The 17342-nt window shown below is 52.8% G+C and carries 17 protein-coding genes and 1 pseudogene; 5 read left to right on the top strand and 13 right to left on the bottom strand.

The annotated features are described in order from the left end of the window. Positions 1-4: 4 nt before the first annotated feature. From ACIDITHRIX25_RS69720 to ACIDITHRIX25_RS69705, 4 genes and pseudogenes are all read right to left on the bottom strand, one after another. On the bottom strand, positions 5-250 hold the full coding sequence (locus ACIDITHRIX25_RS69720; RefSeq protein WP_349632140.1) for a recombinase family protein: 246 nt from the start codon (positions 248-250) through the stop codon (positions 5-7). Between the two features lie 268 nt (positions 251-518). Continuing rightward, positions 519-890: a hypothetical protein gene (locus ACIDITHRIX25_RS69715; RefSeq protein WP_201732209.1), complete on the bottom strand. Its 372-nt coding sequence runs from the start codon at positions 888-890 to the stop codon at positions 519-521. Between the two features lie 931 nt (positions 891-1821). Beyond that, positions 1822-2301: a hypothetical protein gene (locus tag ACIDITHRIX25_RS69710; RefSeq protein WP_201732208.1), complete on the bottom strand. Its 480-nt coding sequence runs from the start codon at positions 2299-2301 to the stop codon at positions 1822-1824. 127 nt (positions 2302-2428) lie between these two features. Beyond that, positions 2429-3362: pseudogene (locus tag ACIDITHRIX25_RS69705) on the bottom strand (IS1595 family transposase). A gap of 250 nt (positions 3363-3612) precedes the next feature. Here ACIDITHRIX25_RS69705 and ACIDITHRIX25_RS69700 point away from each other — a divergent pair. Beyond that, positions 3613-4251, top strand: coding sequence for a TetR/AcrR family transcriptional regulator (locus ACIDITHRIX25_RS69700; protein ID WP_052604013.1), 639 nt, complete (start codon positions 3613-3615; stop codon positions 4249-4251). A 271-nt stretch (positions 4252-4522) separates the two neighbouring features. On the opposite strand, the gene ACIDITHRIX25_RS69695 is transcribed toward ACIDITHRIX25_RS69700, so the two are convergent. The 4 genes from ACIDITHRIX25_RS69695 to ACIDITHRIX25_RS69680 all read right to left on the bottom strand — a co-directional run bounded on the left by ACIDITHRIX25_RS69695 (position 4523) and on the right by ACIDITHRIX25_RS69680 (position 7126). After that, the gene (locus ACIDITHRIX25_RS69695) at positions 4523-4957 is read right to left on the bottom strand and encodes a reverse transcriptase domain-containing protein (RefSeq protein ID WP_201732207.1); all 435 of its coding nucleotides are present in this window, start codon (positions 4955-4957) and stop codon (positions 4523-4525) included. A gap of 314 nt (positions 4958-5271) precedes the next feature. Then, on the bottom strand, positions 5272-6288 hold the full coding sequence (locus ACIDITHRIX25_RS69690; protein ID WP_201732206.1) for a reverse transcriptase domain-containing protein: 1017 nt from the start codon (positions 6286-6288) through the stop codon (positions 5272-5274). Further along, the gene (locus tag ACIDITHRIX25_RS69685; protein ID WP_201732154.1) at positions 6171-6461 is read right to left on the bottom strand and encodes a hypothetical protein; all 291 of its coding nucleotides are present in this window, start codon (positions 6459-6461) and stop codon (positions 6171-6173) included. Before ACIDITHRIX25_RS69685 ends, ACIDITHRIX25_RS69690 begins: the two co-directional genes overlap by 118 nt. Before the next feature lie 482 nt (positions 6462-6943). Continuing rightward, positions 6944-7126 (bottom strand): hypothetical protein, encoded by a 183-nt coding sequence (locus ACIDITHRIX25_RS69680; protein ID WP_201732205.1) that lies wholly within the window; start codon positions 7124-7126, stop codon positions 6944-6946. Between the two features lie 949 nt (positions 7127-8075). Here ACIDITHRIX25_RS69680 and ACIDITHRIX25_RS69675 point away from each other — a divergent pair. Continuing rightward, the gene (locus ACIDITHRIX25_RS69675; RefSeq protein WP_201732204.1) at positions 8076-8516 is read left to right on the top strand and encodes a helix-turn-helix domain-containing protein; all 441 of its coding nucleotides are present in this window, start codon (positions 8076-8078) and stop codon (positions 8514-8516) included. A gap of 137 nt (positions 8517-8653) precedes the next feature. On the opposite strand, the gene ACIDITHRIX25_RS000000104075 is transcribed toward ACIDITHRIX25_RS69675, so the two are convergent. The 5 genes from ACIDITHRIX25_RS000000104075 to ACIDITHRIX25_RS69650 all read right to left on the bottom strand — a co-directional run bounded on the left by ACIDITHRIX25_RS000000104075 (position 8654) and on the right by ACIDITHRIX25_RS69650 (position 13717). Then, positions 8654-9130: a DUF4260 family protein gene (locus tag ACIDITHRIX25_RS000000104075; protein WP_201732203.1), complete on the bottom strand. Its 477-nt coding sequence runs from the start codon at positions 9128-9130 to the stop codon at positions 8654-8656. After that, positions 9127-9717 carry a TetR/AcrR family transcriptional regulator gene (locus ACIDITHRIX25_RS69665; protein ID WP_201732202.1) on the bottom strand — a complete coding sequence of 197 codons (591 nt, stop codon included), beginning with the start codon at positions 9715-9717 and terminating at the stop codon, positions 9127-9129. Before ACIDITHRIX25_RS69665 ends, ACIDITHRIX25_RS000000104075 begins: the two co-directional genes overlap by 4 nt. Beyond that, positions 9710-10531: an alpha/beta fold hydrolase gene (locus ACIDITHRIX25_RS69660; RefSeq protein ID WP_201732201.1), complete on the bottom strand. Its 822-nt coding sequence runs from the start codon at positions 10529-10531 to the stop codon at positions 9710-9712. The genes ACIDITHRIX25_RS69665 and ACIDITHRIX25_RS69660 overlap by 8 nt, the downstream gene beginning before the upstream one ends. A gap of 119 nt (positions 10532-10650) precedes the next feature. Continuing rightward, on the bottom strand, positions 10651-10857 hold the full coding sequence (locus tag ACIDITHRIX25_RS69655) for a hypothetical protein (RefSeq protein ID WP_201732200.1): 207 nt from the start codon (positions 10855-10857) through the stop codon (positions 10651-10653). A 1165-nt stretch (positions 10858-12022) separates the two neighbouring features. Continuing rightward, positions 12023-13717, bottom strand: coding sequence for a hypothetical protein (locus tag ACIDITHRIX25_RS69650; RefSeq protein WP_201732199.1), 1695 nt, complete (start codon positions 13715-13717; stop codon positions 12023-12025). Positions 13718-14039: 322 nt separating this feature from the next. Between ACIDITHRIX25_RS69650 and ACIDITHRIX25_RS69645 the strand changes: the two genes are divergently transcribed. The 3 genes from ACIDITHRIX25_RS69645 to ACIDITHRIX25_RS69635 are packed head-to-tail and all read left to right on the top strand — an operon-like array spanning position 14040 to position 17157. After that, positions 14040-15245: a site-specific integrase gene (locus ACIDITHRIX25_RS69645; RefSeq protein WP_349632131.1), complete on the top strand. Its 1206-nt coding sequence runs from the start codon at positions 14040-14042 to the stop codon at positions 15243-15245. Then, entirely contained in the window at positions 15242-16171 is a 930-nt protein-coding gene (locus ACIDITHRIX25_RS69640) for a tyrosine-type recombinase/integrase (protein WP_201732197.1), read from the top strand. Before ACIDITHRIX25_RS69645 ends, ACIDITHRIX25_RS69640 begins: the two co-directional genes overlap by 4 nt. Beyond that, a complete protein-coding gene (locus tag ACIDITHRIX25_RS69635; RefSeq protein ID WP_201732196.1) occupies positions 16168-17157 on the top strand; it encodes a tyrosine-type recombinase/integrase in 990 nt (329 codons plus the stop codon). Before ACIDITHRIX25_RS69640 ends, ACIDITHRIX25_RS69635 begins: the two co-directional genes overlap by 4 nt. The last annotated feature ends 185 nt before the right edge of the window (positions 17158-17342 follow it).

Raw genomic sequence — 17342 nt, 5'->3', positions numbered from 1 at the left:
TCAACTAGCTGGGAGAATAGGTTGATTTTCGGAAAGATGGGTTATGACTGAGCACCAGCCGCCCAACCTCGCCGGAGCAAATCCAAGAGATAAGCACTTTTAGTCCACGCTTATGGTAGTTGAGTCCTGACCCTACATCGGAGATGATCTCATAGCTCCACCCGTTTGCGGCGCAATAGCTCTCTAGGAGAGCCACCTGGCGAACCAAGTCGTCTTTTTGAGCGTTGGTTGACACGCGGGCATAGGCGATGGTAGCTCTGGTGGATGGAGCTTTATGAGGAGTAATAGCACGAAGCTTAGATAGGTCATAACGCCTTCTGCCTCCTTGTGTGCGTATAGGAGGATCGATACGTCCTTCTGCTTGTCATCTCCGTAGCGTCATGGGGTGTACCCCAAGCTCCTGTGCTGGCACCCCAATAGGCACTAACCTCGTCATATAGGCATTATAGTAAACTTCGTTCAAGAGTGCTCAGCTGGAGAGTAGCAGTAGCGAGCCCCATGGAGGTGACAAAGCGCCCCTAAAAGACTTCACTACCCAAGACGGCCAGATCAGAGACGGTCAGAGGGAGTGCTTGAGCTTGATTCGTCGGACTTTCAGGATGACGGACACCTAGCACTAAAACCTCTGATGTGTACTTTCCGATCTTTCGTGGTCCAAGATTTACAACTGCCAAAATATTGTGGCCCACCAGGTCATCCTCGGGGATAAGCGCAAACTGACCGATCGAACGCCGAAGGCCAAGTACGCCAAAATCCAGTGTCATCTCCCTGGAAGGAGACCTAGTACCAACAGCAAAGGGCGCTGAGATCACACGGCCGACCCTAATATCAACTCCTTGAAAGTATCCAAAATCAACCTCCGCCTTTGAAGCGGCTCTTTCGTTCTCCATGGATAATTCCACCCTTGTAAAAACAACTATGCGTTCTCGGAATTCAAAATAAAACCGAGACGCCTCAAAAACATAATACCGATCTCGCTCGATCAAATTCAACAAACGCTTAATCTTCAATCGCTCATAACGCGCTCTAGCGACTAACCTTATTCACTTTGATCTCAAAGAATCTGTCCAGCTCCCCAAGGTCAGTTCACGACCATTTCAACATATCAGTCGGGCCAAGTACGCCCAGTCAAAGTCCCATTTATTGATATGATTCAAACTTCGAACTATAGCGATTAGATACGCCGAATATGAGCCGCTAACAACCCAGATCGTTATCCGCTTGAGCATATTTGGATTGATTACATAAAAAGCCTTCGCAGTTCGTCTCCTGGAATTTTAATAGAGCATAAAATTACAATCTCGATTCACCCCCATAAATAGCTATGCCACACCAAAACAAAAAATGGCTCTCCTAACCCTCATGTGGGTCACCAAGACCCCATAACTGATAAGTAACGCCTGTACGATAAGAACTTTTGGGTCTTTAAAAGCATTGAATGAAACGTGCACGGTTTGTGACCTCTAAATTTGAAGTTACTAACACACAGATTTAGGAGATCTAACCGTGCACGCTAACTCTCTAGTCAAGCAGTTGCTTGACGTTAAAGGTGTCATTGTCAACGATATTTTTACCTCAAAAGATGAAATTGTTGTAGATGTCAAACTTGCACGATCCAAACTCGCATGTCCACCGTATTGTTGAATAAGCCGTAAATTCAAAACAAAATACCGCTACGACATCAGAACTTATCAACTCTCGCTGGAGACATCTTGACATGGGAATACGTCGTACTTGGATCTCTTGTGCCCTACGGAGACCGAAATGCCCCAATCATGGAGTAATCACTGAGTCCAGGACTCCTGAAATGGGAGATAAAGTTCAAGAGATGCCGGGTCGATCTTTGACAGAGAATCGCTTGGGTAAATTGGTCTCTGGGTGGCAGGTTTTTGTGGATGTACGTTGTTCGCACAATGAAACAAGTACACGGGTGCAACGAGGGGCAGATAACGGGTCGATCCGGACGTCAAGTGCTCCATCAACGATTCGGAGATCACCAGCGCGATTGAATGCTTCACTAAGCAATGCCCTCGCCTCGTCCATGAGTGTTGCCCCTAGGCGGATACTATGCAGTGGTACTCGAACAGGGATAGCACGTAACTCTTGGTCAAGGCGGTCAACTTCGCTTCGTGTTTTCGCTGCTATTGCTGTGAGTTCTTCGTTTTGTGCCTTGAACTTCAACATTGATGTCCACATCGGCTCCTCGAGTGCGACACCTATCGCTGCTTCTGCCTGAGATAGGGCGAGACGTGCCTTACGTAATTCAGTCTGGGCTGTCTTTTTCGCAGGATTTAGGACCATCCGAATAGGTTCGTCTCAATAAACGCGTAGAAGTCAAGTGCACCGTGCGCGAAGTGTTCTCTTGTATAACGGAGTGTGTTTTCCTGACGCCAGCGAGCAAACACACGATGAGTTATCTCTGGAATCCTTATAAAGACTCGCTAGCCGTGGCCAGTTTCGCCCCACGGGTCGAGATAAAGGGATATTCTTCGGTGAGGGCGCAGGTGTTCAATAGACGATCGACCAACGATGATCGACTATCTCTGCGGTTGAATCGGTATATGAAATCTTCTAAATAGAGTTGTTTGTATACTTCTCTTCCATGGTAGGTGCCATCGATGAACTTCTTGGTATTTCCAATCAGTGTGTAAATCCATTTGAAAACTTCGTGCGCACTTTCATGACTCGATAACGTTACTGTGTGGTTTATACCCATCTCTCTCGCACACGCTCGATAGGTGGGTGGGGTTGCCATCGGTTTCTAGAGCGATCTTCGAATTAACGCGTCTTTCTAAGACATCAAGCACTGTTTCGGTGGTCGTATTGTCAATGACTTCCATGAAGCAATGGATAGGCGCACCGCTAGCTAGAGACACACCGATCATCACAGTAGTTTGGTCAGTTCCCCTACCTTATTTTCCTTCTCCATGGCTTATCCCACCAAGGCAGAATTCATCTAGCTGGACTTTCTCATTGAGTTTGTAAATGGAGTTTCGCTCCGACATTGCTTTGCGGAGCTTGTTTAGCATCAACCAAGCAGCTGGATACGAAACACCTAACTGTCGTGCCAGGGTGGTACCTGCAATCCCACGCTTGTCGTTCGAAACAAGATACGCCGCTAGGAAGCAGTTCGCGAGGGGAACCCTACTCTTATGAAAGATCGTGCCAGATGTAACGCTCGTTTGGCGGTGCCAAGATTTACATTGAAAAAGTGGAGCTCGAGATGCTGCATTTCTTGAAATGAATTGGCCCTAATAAGGTAAATTGATCAGAGTCACACTTTGGACATCTAAAGCTCTCATAGCAATAACGATTTGATCAGATACTCTTCACGCGCTTATTGCGAAGCGGAAGCGTACCATAAAGGCTGAAATATCCGCCTAGACCGCTTAATCGAACATCTGTTCTACTAGAGATTAGCTCCAATCTGGTCTCGGTGGAGGCGAAACTTATGAAACCTGATAAGTATGAACTTAAAATTTCCTGAAAACATCTTCAACTCCGGGGCTCAGCTTCATACTATTCTCGAAAATCCAAGTGTAACTTTACGTATAAAACTTTACGCAATTCAAGGTCATGGCAACATAAGCTGGAGCCGACTAAACTAAGCACATGCCGGCCAATACAAAGATAACCAAACGTACTCGCAACCCCCGAGGACAAGGAGACCATCTCCGCGAAGAGATAGTTCTTGCTTGCATTCGCCTGCTCGATCAAAGCGCATCCGAACTAACTCTCAGCCTTAGATCGATAGCCAAAGAAGCAGGAATTGCAGCCCCTTCCATCTCCCGCCATTTCCACGACGTCCACGAGATCATCGATACCGTTATCGCTAGGGAGCTTAATGCCTTCCTACGTTTACTTTATGAAGCCCGATCATCTTCACAGAACCCAAGAGACCAAATCATCGCTCTTGTGCAGGCCTATGTCAACTATGGGATTCAATCGCCAAGTCGCTATCGAGTCCTCTTCAGTCGCACATATTCACCAGATTGGAACGAAGATAGACACCCAATGGTCGAAACCTCCCCGCTGATGGCTGAAGCCTTCGCTATCGTCACAGACACCATACAAGAGTGCATAAATATAGGAATTTCGACTGCAAGTGACACTACACTGGGCGCGGTATTGCTTTGGTATGGCCTTCACGGCCTTATAACTTTACGTCAGTCAATTACAAGCTTCCCGTGGCCTGATCTAGACGTCACCGTCGATCGAATTCTTCGAGACTCCATAGCTTTATCCAACTAAAAAAGTTCAGTCAGCTTCACCGTCCTTGGGAAATTTGTCATCTCGTATCACCAGGAAATGGATAAGATCCGCAGCTAGAAAACTCCTAAAGCTTTCGCGGATGCGAGTAGCTGAGTACGCTATGACAACCCCGCCATCGAGCAATTCTATCGATCGCTCGCCGTTATCGTGACTTGATACGAGCCGGGTTTAATGGAGACTCAGTTACCTGTGAACCAACTGGTTCTCAAGGTCTAGTTTGATATTAGCAGATGGAGTTCTTCTCTCAAGATTAGGAGTCTCCACTATTTCCGGGGCATATCACTTTCAACCAACGTTTGATGTAGAGAATTATCCATGGCTCTGATACGTGCATAGAGACAGCTTTTAGCAGCAGTTCATGATCTATCGTGTCGAAGAAGGCCTTGATATCTAGATAAATGACCCAATCGTACTTCCAACATCTCTTGCGTGCTTTTTCAATGGCATCATGGGCTGAGCGATTCGGCCTGTAACCATAGGAGTCTTCGTGGAAGACCTCTTCCAATCTTGGCTCTATGTAGGCTTTAGCTACCCCTGGGGCGATGCGATCTTTGACGGTTGGAATACCTAGGATTCTTTTACCGCCATCTGACTTGTCTATCTCGACATATCTAGTTGCCGCTGGAAAATAACTTCCAGAAGCCATTCGATTCCAGAGTTGGTAGAGATTGTTCTTTAGATCCATCTCAAAGACTGAGATGGACTGCTTATCAATCCCTGGTGCTCGCTTTGTGTCTATTGTGATTAGCTTTTGCCTCTTTGTATGCTTTAAGTACGTCGTACTTGTCTTTTGTCAAAAGCTTTTTCTTGTCGTGGTCTTGTCATTTGATCCCTCCCTCTCAACTTTTACCTTGAGAAGTTGTTCATTTGCCAATTACAACTAGATCTGCTGTTTACTCCATCTCTTTGGCTTACATCCTCATTACAAGGACTTCGTAGCTAATCCCGGTAGGGACCGCCCTTACGGGCGGCCCCCCGGACAGATCCCATCGAGTCGAACTACCGCAATGGGCTCCTGCCTTGGGTTCTGGCAGCGAAGCGCACGCTAGGATAGGGGTGCGCAATGCGGGCAGGGGGCAGCCATCGGTCGCTAATTCGACTGAAGCGATCCCAGGTCATCCGGTTGCGCTGGCTTCGACGCCGAAGCGTCTCTCGCCAGAGTCGTCTCACCTGTTTACGAAAAGCCGACACCGCGTCGATGTTACCAGGAACGGCGTAGTAGCTGAAGTGTCCCCTCAACACACTCGCCAGCCACCGCCCCTGTTCAGGAATGGACTGGTGACGACGACGCCGAAGTTCGATTCTTATCTGCTTCAGCTTCATTCTCAGTCGTTTCTTGATAGTGACGCGCCTGAGCCAGAAACGCCCGTCCTTGGTCTTTCCACAGATGTGGGTAAATCCCAAGAAGTCGAAGGTCTCCGGCTTTTTGAGGCCCCGCTCCTTTCGGTTCTGAGCCGCAAAGCGACCGAACTCGATCAGGCGGGTCTTGTCCGGGTGCAGTTCTAAGTTGAACTTCACGAATCGTTCACGAAGGTCGCTGAGGAACTGCCTTGCATCACCAAGATACTGGAATCCAACCACGAAGTCGTCGGCAAACCTCGAGACGATCATGTCGCCTCGTGCATGCTTGTATCTCCACTGTCGGACCCAGCGGTCGAAGACATAATGAAGGTACACGTTAGCGAGCAGTGGTGAAACCGATGCCCCTTGTGCTGATCCTTCGGTCGTCTTTGTGCACTTCGCATCCTCGATGACTCCTGCGGCCAACCATTTGTCGATCAGTCGCAGGATTCTTTTATCCGCAATGCGATGCTCGAGAAACTTCCTCAACCACGTCCGATCCAACTTGGAGAAGAAGTCGCTGATATCAGCGTCGAGTATCCAGTTCACCTTTTTCTCTAAGATCCCGACCGCCAGCGCATCAAGCGCATCGTGGGGGCTACGTCCTGGTCGGAACCCGTAGGAGAATCCGAGAAAGTCTTCTCGTATATAGCGTTCAATACCTCCACCACCCAACGTTGGATGATTTTGTCCTCCAGCGTTGCGATACCGAGTGGGCGTTGTCGTCCATCTGGTTTTGGTATGTATACCCTACGAGAAGGGCTTGCCCGATAGGCACCGTTGTGGACCCTTTGAAGAAGATCCTCGAGGTTCTCCCTCAGATTCTCTTCGTAGGAGTGCCATGTCACGTTATCGATTTCATGGCGCAGCCTTCGGGTTAATCGCTAAATAGGCGGCCTTCAGGCGGTCTGAGTCGATGTGGTGCAATAAGTGCTGTGAACTTTGCTTGCTTGTCCTTTCTTGCTACTTCGCGCACACGATCCAGCCCGTTTGACACACCTTGTCCGCAAGTGGGTCCGGTTCTGAGTCCGGGGCGTGTTAGGTCGGTCGTGTTCCCCTTGGCCAACCCCCTTTCCTCCACTACCTCCTTTCCTCCACTACCTCCGCTACCGGTCCCCCGGTTTTGTTCGACAGCTTCGTAGGTAATATGGGGTTGTCTGACTTCCCGCGCTCGTTCATCTCAGGCGTACGACCTTAGCCTTTCCTGAGCGGCCCACTGGGTGATCAACCCGACTGGCGAGCGCGGGATCTCCCGGTTCTCGCGCATGGAGGTTCCGTAGGTGCCATGGTTCTCTGACCGCGCGGGGCCCACAAGCAACTTGCGATAGCGCTAGCGGTGGTGTTGCCTTCCGCTTCCATAGACAGCGTCAGCACCTCGAATTCTCTGATTACGCGGCTCAATAGCCTGGCCTGCACGTGCCCCTGTCAACGCTTCGCCTGCGTCCTCGCGGACGCCGACGCATGACTCGGGGTCATCGTGGTTCGCTAGACCTTCGATGTAGAGCTCTTTCATCTCTTCCTCCATACCGGTTTATCTCGACGCACCTACTGGATGGTCCGTCCCCAATCCATAGGCATTTGGTACTTTCCCTCTTGTTGATCTGCAACTTGTAGGTTTTTCCTCATCATTGGGCTTAGCCCATGTAGGTTTTTCCTCATCATTGGGTTTAGCCCATGTAGGTTTAGCCTCATCATTGGGTTTAGGCCATGTGGGTTTAGCCCATGTAGGTTTAGCCTCATCATTGGGCTTAGGCCATGTGGGCTTCGCCAAGAACGTCTAGGACTGGGTTCTCATGTTCCACATAAACGCCTGATGTTAAGGTCATGCCACCTACACGCCGGATGGCACCATATAGCCAAAGGGAGCACTAATTGGGTTAGTCTCCAAGTTGTCCCGAGAGTTCCTAGTCCCTCGGTTTCGACATCATCTATATCAATTTCGAGACACTTGCCGTAGTTGATGAAGATGGTTCGTTTTCACTCGTCTTCTTAACTCATACCTGAAAGAGTCATTGCTCTAACTTTTCCGTACCGCTTTGGACAACAGTCTTTAGCTAATGCCCCGTACGGTGGTTTGGAATCTCCTCCCAAAAGGCGATCCCGGAGGGCGTAGTTCCATCATCTATGTAGCATTGCAGTGTGATTGTTATCAGCTTCTAGGTGATTTACAACCTCTTTCATTCATGACGCACTGCGAAAGATGGGGCTAAGTAACTGGGGCCAGAACTTCTGCAAGTTTCATTCAATACTGTTAAAGGCACAAAGTTCTTATCGCAGAGGCGTCACTTATCAGTTGAGGGGGTTGGAGAACCACATAATGGTTGGGAGAGCCGACATACCTGGACCCCGCTAAAAGCTGAAGGTCCAACTCAGAGTCCACTCGACCGAGTGAACTCACGGGATTATCTATAAATAAGAAGCATCGTTCTTGCGACAGTAAGTCTGTTTTTCATGCACATGGTTTGAGTAAGACACTTTTAGTGGCCCTATCCACTGCTGACTCAAACAAATGGTTACTCCTTATCGAAGACCGCTTGAGAGGGCAAACACCGGAAGTTCACACCGCGTCTGATTATCAACTACTTGGCCCAATCCGTCAACGACAGAGACGGCTCACAGAGGCTCAGGTGAGCGAAATGGTCGCTCGTTACGAAAGTGGAGCCACAGTGTACGAGCTAGCTGCTGAATTCGGCTGTCATCGCACGACTGTCGCCGCGCGGCTCAAGAAGGCTGGAATCGCGATGCGCTTCCAGTCTCCGACGTCCGCAGCCATCGACTCAATGGTGCGTCTGTACGGATCCGGACTTTCGCTCCTGGAGGTCGGCAAGCAACTCGGACTCTGCGCGAACACAGTGCGGAATTGCCTACGGGGACGCCCGATCGAGGCGCGCAACGACGACTAGCTCTTGGTGGTGCGTCCGATCGCACTGGATCCGTCGTCCAATTAAGTACCTGGCCCCCAAGTGACGAGTTCGCAATCAAAGAAACCACCTCGCACACCGGAAAATACTTGGCGTACCTAGTGCTGGCGTTCGTCCTATTACGAGTTCCCTCGCCGCCAGGAATGGATGCGCTTTCGCGGAATGATTGCCCCTTGTCGGTCCCTCATGCCAAAGCCCGCAGCACGGTCCACGAGAATGTGGGCGAACCAACTGAGCGCAATAATGGCGGTGGGGACGGAGTGAAGCAGAGCCGATATGAGCAACACCAGCAACGGCGTGAAGGTTCGATGGAGCATGTTGTAGGAGGCGATGGCGCTTCGCGGAATTCGACCAAGAGCCCCATTTTCCTGCCCTATGGCCAGAACGAACGCAAGATCGGGGGCCGCGAACCCGACTAGTACGAGCCACCAAGGTGTGCCGGTACGAACGGCCAACGCGATGGCACCGGTGAGCACTGCCAATCCCGGGATCAAAAGGAAGGGTCTCGAGGCCGACGTGCGACCAGTTGCGGCCAGTTCGGCACCGACGTCGTTACTCGTCGCGTCGTGGAATGTGTTGTTGTGTTTGGACGTCATGCCCGACTTGGTGAGTTCAGCCCCTCAGACCATCGCGGTAGTGCCATCTCAATTCCCGCGATGAGCCGCTCGAAGCTGCGGTCGATATCGGCGGGTAGTCCGAATCCGCCGCCTATCTCAAGAACTACGAAACCGTGAAGTGCGGCACGTAAAGCGCGAATTGCGTCGGTGGCATCATCCTCTCGCAAATCGTAACCAGTGAGGACAGCAGCGACAATCTCAACGACGGCGAGATCAGCTGCCATGCCTTCGATGTCCTCCGAGGTGAATGGGCGCTGGATCAGGGTGTAGCGGCCCGGGTGTTCGAGTGCCCATCGTCGGTAGGCCCACGCCATTGACATGATGGCATCACTACGCGACCGTCCGACTGTGGAGCGCACAAGCGTGTCAGCTAACTCCTGCTTAGCTCGTAAGGCCATGCTTCGTTGGAGATCGTCCACGCTATCGACATGCTTGTAAATGGAGGGCTGGCGTACTCCGAGACGCTGCGCGAGTACGGCGAGCGTAAGACGCGACAGACCAACTTCGTCGACGATTTGTTCAGCTTCGTCTATGACCCGTAGCCGGGTCAGTCCAGCCCTAGGCACGGTTTTCCAATTCTCCGAAGAAGCGCCGAATCGCACCAGCGGTAATCTCAGACTGCTGCGACTGTGGATAGTGTCCTGCCTCGGGCACCATGGTGACTTGTCCGTGCAGGGCGTGTGCAATCCAGTCCGCCTCATTCTTGGGGTCTGGAAAATCGGGATCCTGCTCGCCCATGACCACCAGTGTGGGCTTCGAAACTTCGGCGAGTTTCGCCTCCGCGGCTGCGTGGCTCGTCCGCGTGGTCAGTGAGAATGCCTTGGCGTGTCCGGGTCGGCGGATGCTCGCTACGACTTGGTCGCGATACTCCTCGAAGTCGTCAGGCTTTCGGCCGACGTAGAGCTTGGGTAGGTACGACTTCCACGAGAGTGCTGCCCACAGTGGGGCCATTGCAAAACGAAGAAAGATACGCGACACAGCACTTGCCTTTGGATCACGAACAAAAGGCCCAACGAGAACGAGGCCGAGGACAAGGTCCGGCCTCCTGGCGGCGACCAGAACCGCCGCACCAGCGCCCATCGAATTTCCGACGACGAACGCGGGCCCACCGAGCTGGTCGATGAGGGCGACAATGTCGCTCGACGTCTCGACGTCACCGTAGGTCTTGAAAGAGACGTCGCTGTCGCCGTGACCGCGAAGATCCGTGCAGGCGACCCTGTAGCCAGCGTCTCGCAGTATCGGAGCAAGCATTCTGTATGTGCCTCGCAAGTCGCCCATGCCGGGCACGAGCACAACTAAGGGGCCGTCGCCATCAAGGTCGTATGCGACACGCCCTTCCGGAAGGGAAAGGAACTGAGTGCGGGCAGAATTCTTTTTCATGTGGTTATTATATATAGCTCTTAGGCTAAGTGCAATAGCCTTATCAAATTCCGTTTGTCCTTATTTATCGCGGTCTGAACTGAGCGTATGACAGAACGCTCCTGGCATTGGCGTCGCAATCAAGCAGCTGTTCCGGCTATTCGCGCGGGGTGAAGGATGCGTTCAGGATCGTTAGAAGATGAACGCAAAAGTGCCGCGCGATGCTGAGGAATCAGCAGAGCTGGGGCGAACCCAGATCCATTAGATTCAATTGTTCTCGTAGTAGCTCTGGGGAGAACCTTGCGGGACGCTACTAAAACTTTGGTGGCCCTGTCCACTGCTGACACAAACAAATGGTTACTCCTTAACGGAGAACACTCCCGAAGGAATACACAGGAAAATCCCCCTTCGTCTGATTATCAACTACTCGGCCCAATCCGTCAACATCAGAGGCGGCTCTCCGAGGTCCAAGTGAAAAAAATGGTCGCGCGTTACAAAGGAGGAGCCACTGTCTACGAATTAGCAGCTGAATTCGGCTGTCATCGCACAACTGTTGCCGAACGGCTCAAGAAGTTAGAAATCGTTATGCGAGGCCAGTCCCCGACGCCGGAAGCAGTCGACTCAATGGTGCGTCTCCACTCAAGTGGACTTTCGCCCTTGGAGGTCGGGAAGCAACTTGGGTTTTGCGCAAACACTGTGCGGAATTGTCTGCGGGGACGTCGAATTTGAGCGCGTTGCATTAGCGCATCTTGATCAATCGTTGTGGCAATTCATAACTCCCGCATAGATCTCGGTTTAATCGTCTTTGCCTAGAGACACCCATTGTCGACAACGTACAATTAGAATTCTGCGGATGGGTGAGACGTGCGCTCACCTTGCTAGCGTTCTGCGGCACGGTATTCCATCAAAGCAAATGCGCTTACCCGCAGACTTTCGTGCATCAATTGATGCGGCAGCGATCTAACGCTGCTTCACCCGCAACACAATTTTACCATACTGCTCGATGAACCTCACAAGTCCGATCAAGTTCTTCTAAGAAGGCCCGAACCCACGCGGCCATTGATGCCGGTCGGGGTGTTGCTTCGGCAGCGACTGGTTAGTGGAATGGATCCCCGTGTCCCCATGCGAACTCATATCCCACGACACCCGATAAGGACTGTTGAGGTCGTACTGTGTGATGTGGTTCGAAGATCCGTCAAGAGGGGCGTAGATTCGACCTTCGCGATCTTGTCGGAACCCTGTCACAATCGCGTTTGAGGAAGGTCCGCGTCCTCGGCTGTACATCGTCCCCATTCCGAAAGACCCCGAAGTGGATTGGCCCCCTGTGAATCCAGTTCTCTCAGTAAAGCAAGGCATGCCAAACCTCCTGTACGCATTGAGTACCGCTAAGCCAGATTATATGCCCTAACGGCTCGTGAACAGTTGCAATGACTTGCCCCTGAGAGTCACGTAACGAACCCACCCGAAGTTGCTCGACACATTGGTTCGGCCCGTTATCTTTCGGCCGTGACGCTAGGCGCCCCACTTGGCAGCGACCATTGACCAAATTGTGGATTGGTTGCCTATCGCCAGGGAATCCTTGCCGACGGGTTCAAGTAAGTACTTCGCAACATTGGGAAATGTCCGCGGCGCTGACGGAAGCGAAACTTGAGATGGCGAGTTTCGGAAGTTCATATGCAACTTTCCTCCAAGCCATCGACGGTACTCATAGTGCGCTGGCAAGGCAAAGTGTAGCCCCGCGTGTATTTTGCGTTGGGACTGATGTTCCCTCATCAGCATGTCTGAAAGGAAATACAACCACGCCACGGGATGTTGTTCTCGCATTGGAAATCGGCCTCTGTCATCGTCGGTTGGCACGAACAGCGCAAGTTTCTTATCCGGATCAGGAAAGAGGTGAAGTTCACCAAAATCCTTGAGATGTTGGACCAATAAGACCGCCGCAGTCCATAGATCCGGAGTGAAACTGGGTGCAATTATTTGAAGTCGTTCGGCGACCGAACCCGAATAGACGAAGTCAGGTTTAACGCTATACGGGGGAATCATTGAATAATCGATCGCAATATCGTGTGGGGCATATATAGGATCAAGCCATCCCAGTTCTGTGAAGGGCGTATTACCGTCACCGGTCAGACCAAGCACGAAAGGAACTGCGTAGGCATCAACCCAGATCATCTCTGCGAGAAGACGACACGAGTCGTCGCGCGTAATGGTCCCGATTTCTAACAGATTCTGCGCGATGTACTTCGCGTATCGCGCGCGCCCACTTACATTGAAGGCGAAGTGAGCCAGGCGGCAAGCTTCGGCGTAATTGGCTAAGGTTGCATCTTGCTGTAACGAGCGACGGGCCATTCGATTTCGGATATAGCTCAAGTGCTCCGCGGCAATAACTCTCGTCGCTGGAACGAGGGCCTGATTGATGCCTTCCGCGAGAATGGACTCCTCGCGATCGTATGACGCCGTCTCGTCAACATTGAGGAAAACGGTCCAAGCTGCCCGACAAACTGCGGCCATCAACGCGAATTCGTGGCTCAGACGCAACTTGAGGTGCTTGACTCGAGTGTCATTCTCAGACATTTGATTGGCATCCGAGCCCAACTTGTCCCGAAACAATTCGATCACGTTCATGTGTGTCATAGCGGGAAACGTACCGTCACTACTTACTCCAAAGTGAAGTTCGCTACTGAACGCCCATGACATCGCAGGCACGAGAACCTTGAGATCATCGAACGCAAAGAGCAGCATGAGTTCTTGAAACTCTTCATCGCTCGGGAAGTCAAGAAGCTCAAGGTCCTCCGTTGCCCCCACCGTCGCCTGACGGATACAACTGTAGCCACCAGAAATGACATAATTAAGGTACTCCAGGTCCAATGCTGCGTCGTCTGGGAGATGGTTGAAAGATGGCAGCCGGATGAGCTCGTCAAAGAAGATCTCGGAGTCGATCAGCACAAATTCTGGAGTATCTTCATCTCCCTTTAGATCAAGCGAGGCAGTTTGAACCGACTCGTCGTCAGGAAACACGGTCTTCACGTACTCGAGCAGACGCAGCAGGATCTTTGCGATCATCACCAATGGCATGTCACGAATTTCCTCAGCCTCTGGGTCGACTGCATTCAGCGCGGCAACGATGAGAATTGCCCCGCGGATTGCTGCATCGTCCCCACTTTGTCGACGTGCATTGGCAGCACCTTCGTCAATAAAAGTAGGCACGACCCAATCTTTGCACGGATGCAATTCCCCTGAGGACGATACCGTTGACCACTCGATGTTGCACTTGCGTTCTGAAGGTTAAAATCGTGATGCGCGATTAGGTTAGTTTCGCGAAGGGCGCAGTCAGGGAGTCAGCGCAACGCCTGTACGGAAACCCTCGTTATGAGGATGTCGTCATAACGGGGGTTATGCCGAGTTCGTGATTATGCCGAGGACTGTGTTAGAGACCAGTAAATAGGAGGCGACCCGGAAAAAAGATCGGCATAATCCGGCGACATTGTCCGAGACTCTCTTTGGAAACCACCAAAGAAAGCGGATCAATATGAAGAAACCCATAACTGTGCGAATGGCGGGGCCGTTGGCCCCTTACGCCGCTGGCTACAGAGAGCATCTCGCCAGGCAAGGTTATCGATCAACCATCACGAAGCATCTGCGGCTAATGGCACAGATCAGCCGGTGGCTCACCAGTCGGGGCCTGGATACGCACAGCCTCACACCCGCGGGTCTCGAGGAGTTTTCTTCCTGGAGGGAAGATTCTGGCTACGTCACCTCATTGTCGCGGCATAGTGCTGCTCTGCTGTTTGACTACTTGGTCGGTGTTGGAGTAATCACTCACGTCGAAGTAATCGTCGCGGAGGGACCATTCGACGAGGTTTTGATTCGCTACGCACGTTACCTCACCGACGAACGGGGCTTATCGACGTCCAGCGTCGTTCAATACGTTAAGGCGTCTCGAAATTTTCTGCGGTGGCTACGCGCCCACGGTGATGTCGAGTTACGAGAACTTAATGCTGGCGTCATCAATCAGTTCGTTCTCGCGACGTGCCAACGAATGAAGATCACCACCGCGAAACTAACAGTTTCGAAGTTGCGCTCTCTCCTACGTTTCTTCTATCTCGAAGGAATCACCCCAACCGCAATGGCGCCGGCTGTGCTCGCCGTCGCGCCGTGTCGTCAGTCCTCGCTGCCCAAGGCCCTTGACGCCGCCGCCGTCACCCGTCTCCTTAAGAGCTGCGATCGCCGAACAGCATCGGGCGCACGGGACTTCGCCGTTTTGATGTTGCTGTCGAGGCTTGGTCTGCGTGCGAGCGAGGTTGCCGGGTTACAGCTGAGTGATTTCGATTGGCGACGGGCGGAAGTCACTATTCGAGGCAAAGGCAATCGCCAAGACAGGCTTCCGCTCCCGAGCGACGTTGGCGATGCCCTTGTCGCCTGGCTGCAACGAGGTCGACCGCGCTCCGTGTATCGTTCGGTGTTCGTTCGAGCATGCGTGCCATTTCGCGAGATCTCCGGGAGTGGCATTTCGGCGATCGTGAGGCGCGCCTGTGGTCGAATTGGGCTGCCGCCCGTCGGTGCTCACTGCCTACGACACACCACGGCCACGCGGATACTGAGAGCCGGAGGAAGTATGGCCGAGGTTGCACAAGTGCTTCGCCATCGTTCCCAGCAAACGACGGCGCACTACGCAAAAGTGGACCGACTAGCGCTCGTGGCCGTGGTGCGCTCGTGGCCGGGAAGTGTCGCGTGACCAGTCTTCTTCAACACGCCGAAGAGTATCTGACAGCCCGCCGGGCACTCGGCTATAAGTTGCGCAGCGAAGGCTATTTGCTCACCAGCTTTGTGACGTTCGCCGATCAATCCGGCGCGGAACTCATAACGACGGAACTGGCGATGATCTGGACTCTACGGGCGGTGGATACCCACCTCCACAATATGGCTAAACGAATGCGAGTGGTTCGATTCTTCGCGCGCTATCTCTACGCGATAGATCCCAGACACGAAGTCCCGCCGGACGATCTATGTCCCAGTCGGGGACACCGACCCACCCCCTACATCTACAGCGACGCGGAAGTTGCGGCGTTGATGAACGGTGCGAAGGGGCTTGACGCACCACTTCTTGCGATCACCCTGGAAGCGCTTATTGGTCTGTTGGTGACGACGGGCATGCGAATCGGGGAAGCCATCGCGCTTAACTTCGGTGACGTCAACTGGGACGAGAGTCTGCTGACAGTGCACAACGCCAAATACGGAAAATCTCGAGAGGTTCTGTTGCATCCGAGCACCGCCCAAGCACTGAGGCACTACGTTGGCGAACGAGACCAACACATCCGACCAGTAGACCAGAGTGTCTTTGTGTCGACACGAGGTACTCGGATTAACTACAGCACGGTCCGCCAGGCATTCGGCGCACTGCGCAGCCGCACCTTCGTCGGAGAAGCGTCGTGCCGACCACGCATTCACGATCTTCGACACACCTTTGCCGTCAACACGCTGTTGAGTTGGTACCGCGACGGTGGCGACATTGCTTCACGCACGCCACTACTCTCAACCTATCTCGGCCATGCCAATCCGGCGAGTACATATTGGTATCTCTCGGCGGTGCCGGAATTGCTATCGCTGGCGGCGCAACGCCAGGAGCATGCTTTCACCCTCACGCTCGAGGGGCGATCATGAGCACGGTCGCCCCGACGTTAGAGGCGTTCTTCACCGATCGACTCATCAATCAGCGCCAAGCCAGTGCGCACACCGTGGCCGCCTATCGAGACACGTTTCGTTTGCTCCTCGCGTTCGTGCATGAGCGCTCCGGGACCGCACCCAGCGTGCTCGACTTCGGTGATCTCGACGCCCTACTCATTGGTGCGTTCTTGGACCATCTTGAAAATGAACGACACAACAGCACCCGCACGCGGAACGCCCGGCTGGCGGCGGTTCACTCATTTTTCCGATTTGCCGCACTGAGTCATCCCGAGCACGCGTCCCTCATACAAAGGGTCCTGGCAATTCCCACCAAGCGCGGTAGTCGAACTGATGTCTCGTTCCTCGACAGATCAGAGATAGCTGCACTGCTGGCAGCACCAGACCGAACGCGATGGATCGGTCGTCGTGATCACGCCTTGCTCGTCACGGCCATCCAGACCGGGCTGCGGGTATCGGAACTTACGGGGCTTTGTCGTGAGGACGTCGCTTTGGAGAAAGGTGCGCACGTTCGTTGCCTCGGGAAGGGTCGAAAGGCGCGTTGTACTCCGCTCAACGCCGACACTGTTGTCGTGATGCGCAGGTGGATGGATGAACAAGGAGGAGAACCTCGAGACCCGCTGTTCCCTACGAGTCGAGGGCGACCGCTCAGCCGTGACGCTATAGCACTGGTCGTGGCGAGGCACACCAAGACCGCTCTACGCACATGCCCGTCGCTCAAGCACAAGACGGTGTCACCGCACGTACTGCGACACACGACTGCCATGACCCTGCTGCAGAGCGGCAACGACGTCGCAATCATTGCAATGTGGCTCGGTCACGAATCAATTGAAACATCACAGATTTACATCCACGCCGATCTCTCAATTAAGGAACGAGCGCTGGCGCGCAACGCGCCGTTACAAACCACGCCGGTTCGCTACGTTGCAACCGACCGGCTCGTTGCCTTTCTCGAAGCGCTCTGATTATGCCGATCTTTTCTTCCAGATCTCCGCCCATCGCCAGGCCTTGACACGTTTCTCGGCATAATCACGAACTCGGCATAACCCTTGGAATCCGCAGATGGTCTTGTCAATCTCTTCGATTGCTATCTTGAATCTCTTCGAAGCCAGACTGAGACTGTGGGCATCGCCACCTCCGAACTCATCGA

Source organism: Acidithrix sp. C25 (assembly GCF_904848545.2).
This window is presented reverse-complemented; position numbering and strand designations above follow the sequence as displayed.

Coding starts and splice junctions, on each gene's coding strand:
- ACIDITHRIX25_RS69645 (WP_349632131.1), top strand. CDS start 14,040: ATGAAGAAACCCATAACTGTGCGAATGGCGGGGCCGTTGGCCCCTTAC.
- ACIDITHRIX25_RS69660 (WP_201732201.1), bottom strand. CDS start 10,531: ATGAAAAAGAATTCTGCCCGCACTCAGTTCCTTTCCCTTCCGGAAGGG.
- ACIDITHRIX25_RS000000104075 (WP_201732203.1), bottom strand. CDS start 9,130: ATGACGTCCAAACACAACAACACATTCCACGACGCGACGAGTAACGAC.
- ACIDITHRIX25_RS69700 (WP_052604013.1), top strand. CDS start 3,613: ATGCCGGCCAATACAAAGATAACCAAACGTACTCGCAACCCCCGAGGA.
- ACIDITHRIX25_RS69715 (WP_201732209.1), bottom strand. CDS start 890: ATGGAGAACGAAAGAGCCGCTTCAAAGGCGGAGGTTGATTTTGGATAC.
- ACIDITHRIX25_RS69680 (WP_201732205.1), bottom strand. CDS start 7,126: ATGAAAGAGCTCTACATCGAAGGTCTAGCGAACCACGATGACCCCGAG.
- ACIDITHRIX25_RS69695 (WP_201732207.1), bottom strand. CDS start 4,957: ATGGATCTAAAGAACAATCTCTACCAACTCTGGAATCGAATGGCTTCT.
- ACIDITHRIX25_RS69710 (WP_201732208.1), bottom strand. CDS start 2,301: ATGGTCCTAAATCCTGCGAAAAAGACAGCCCAGACTGAATTACGTAAG.
- ACIDITHRIX25_RS69635 (WP_201732196.1), top strand. CDS start 16,168: ATGAGCACGGTCGCCCCGACGTTAGAGGCGTTCTTCACCGATCGACTC.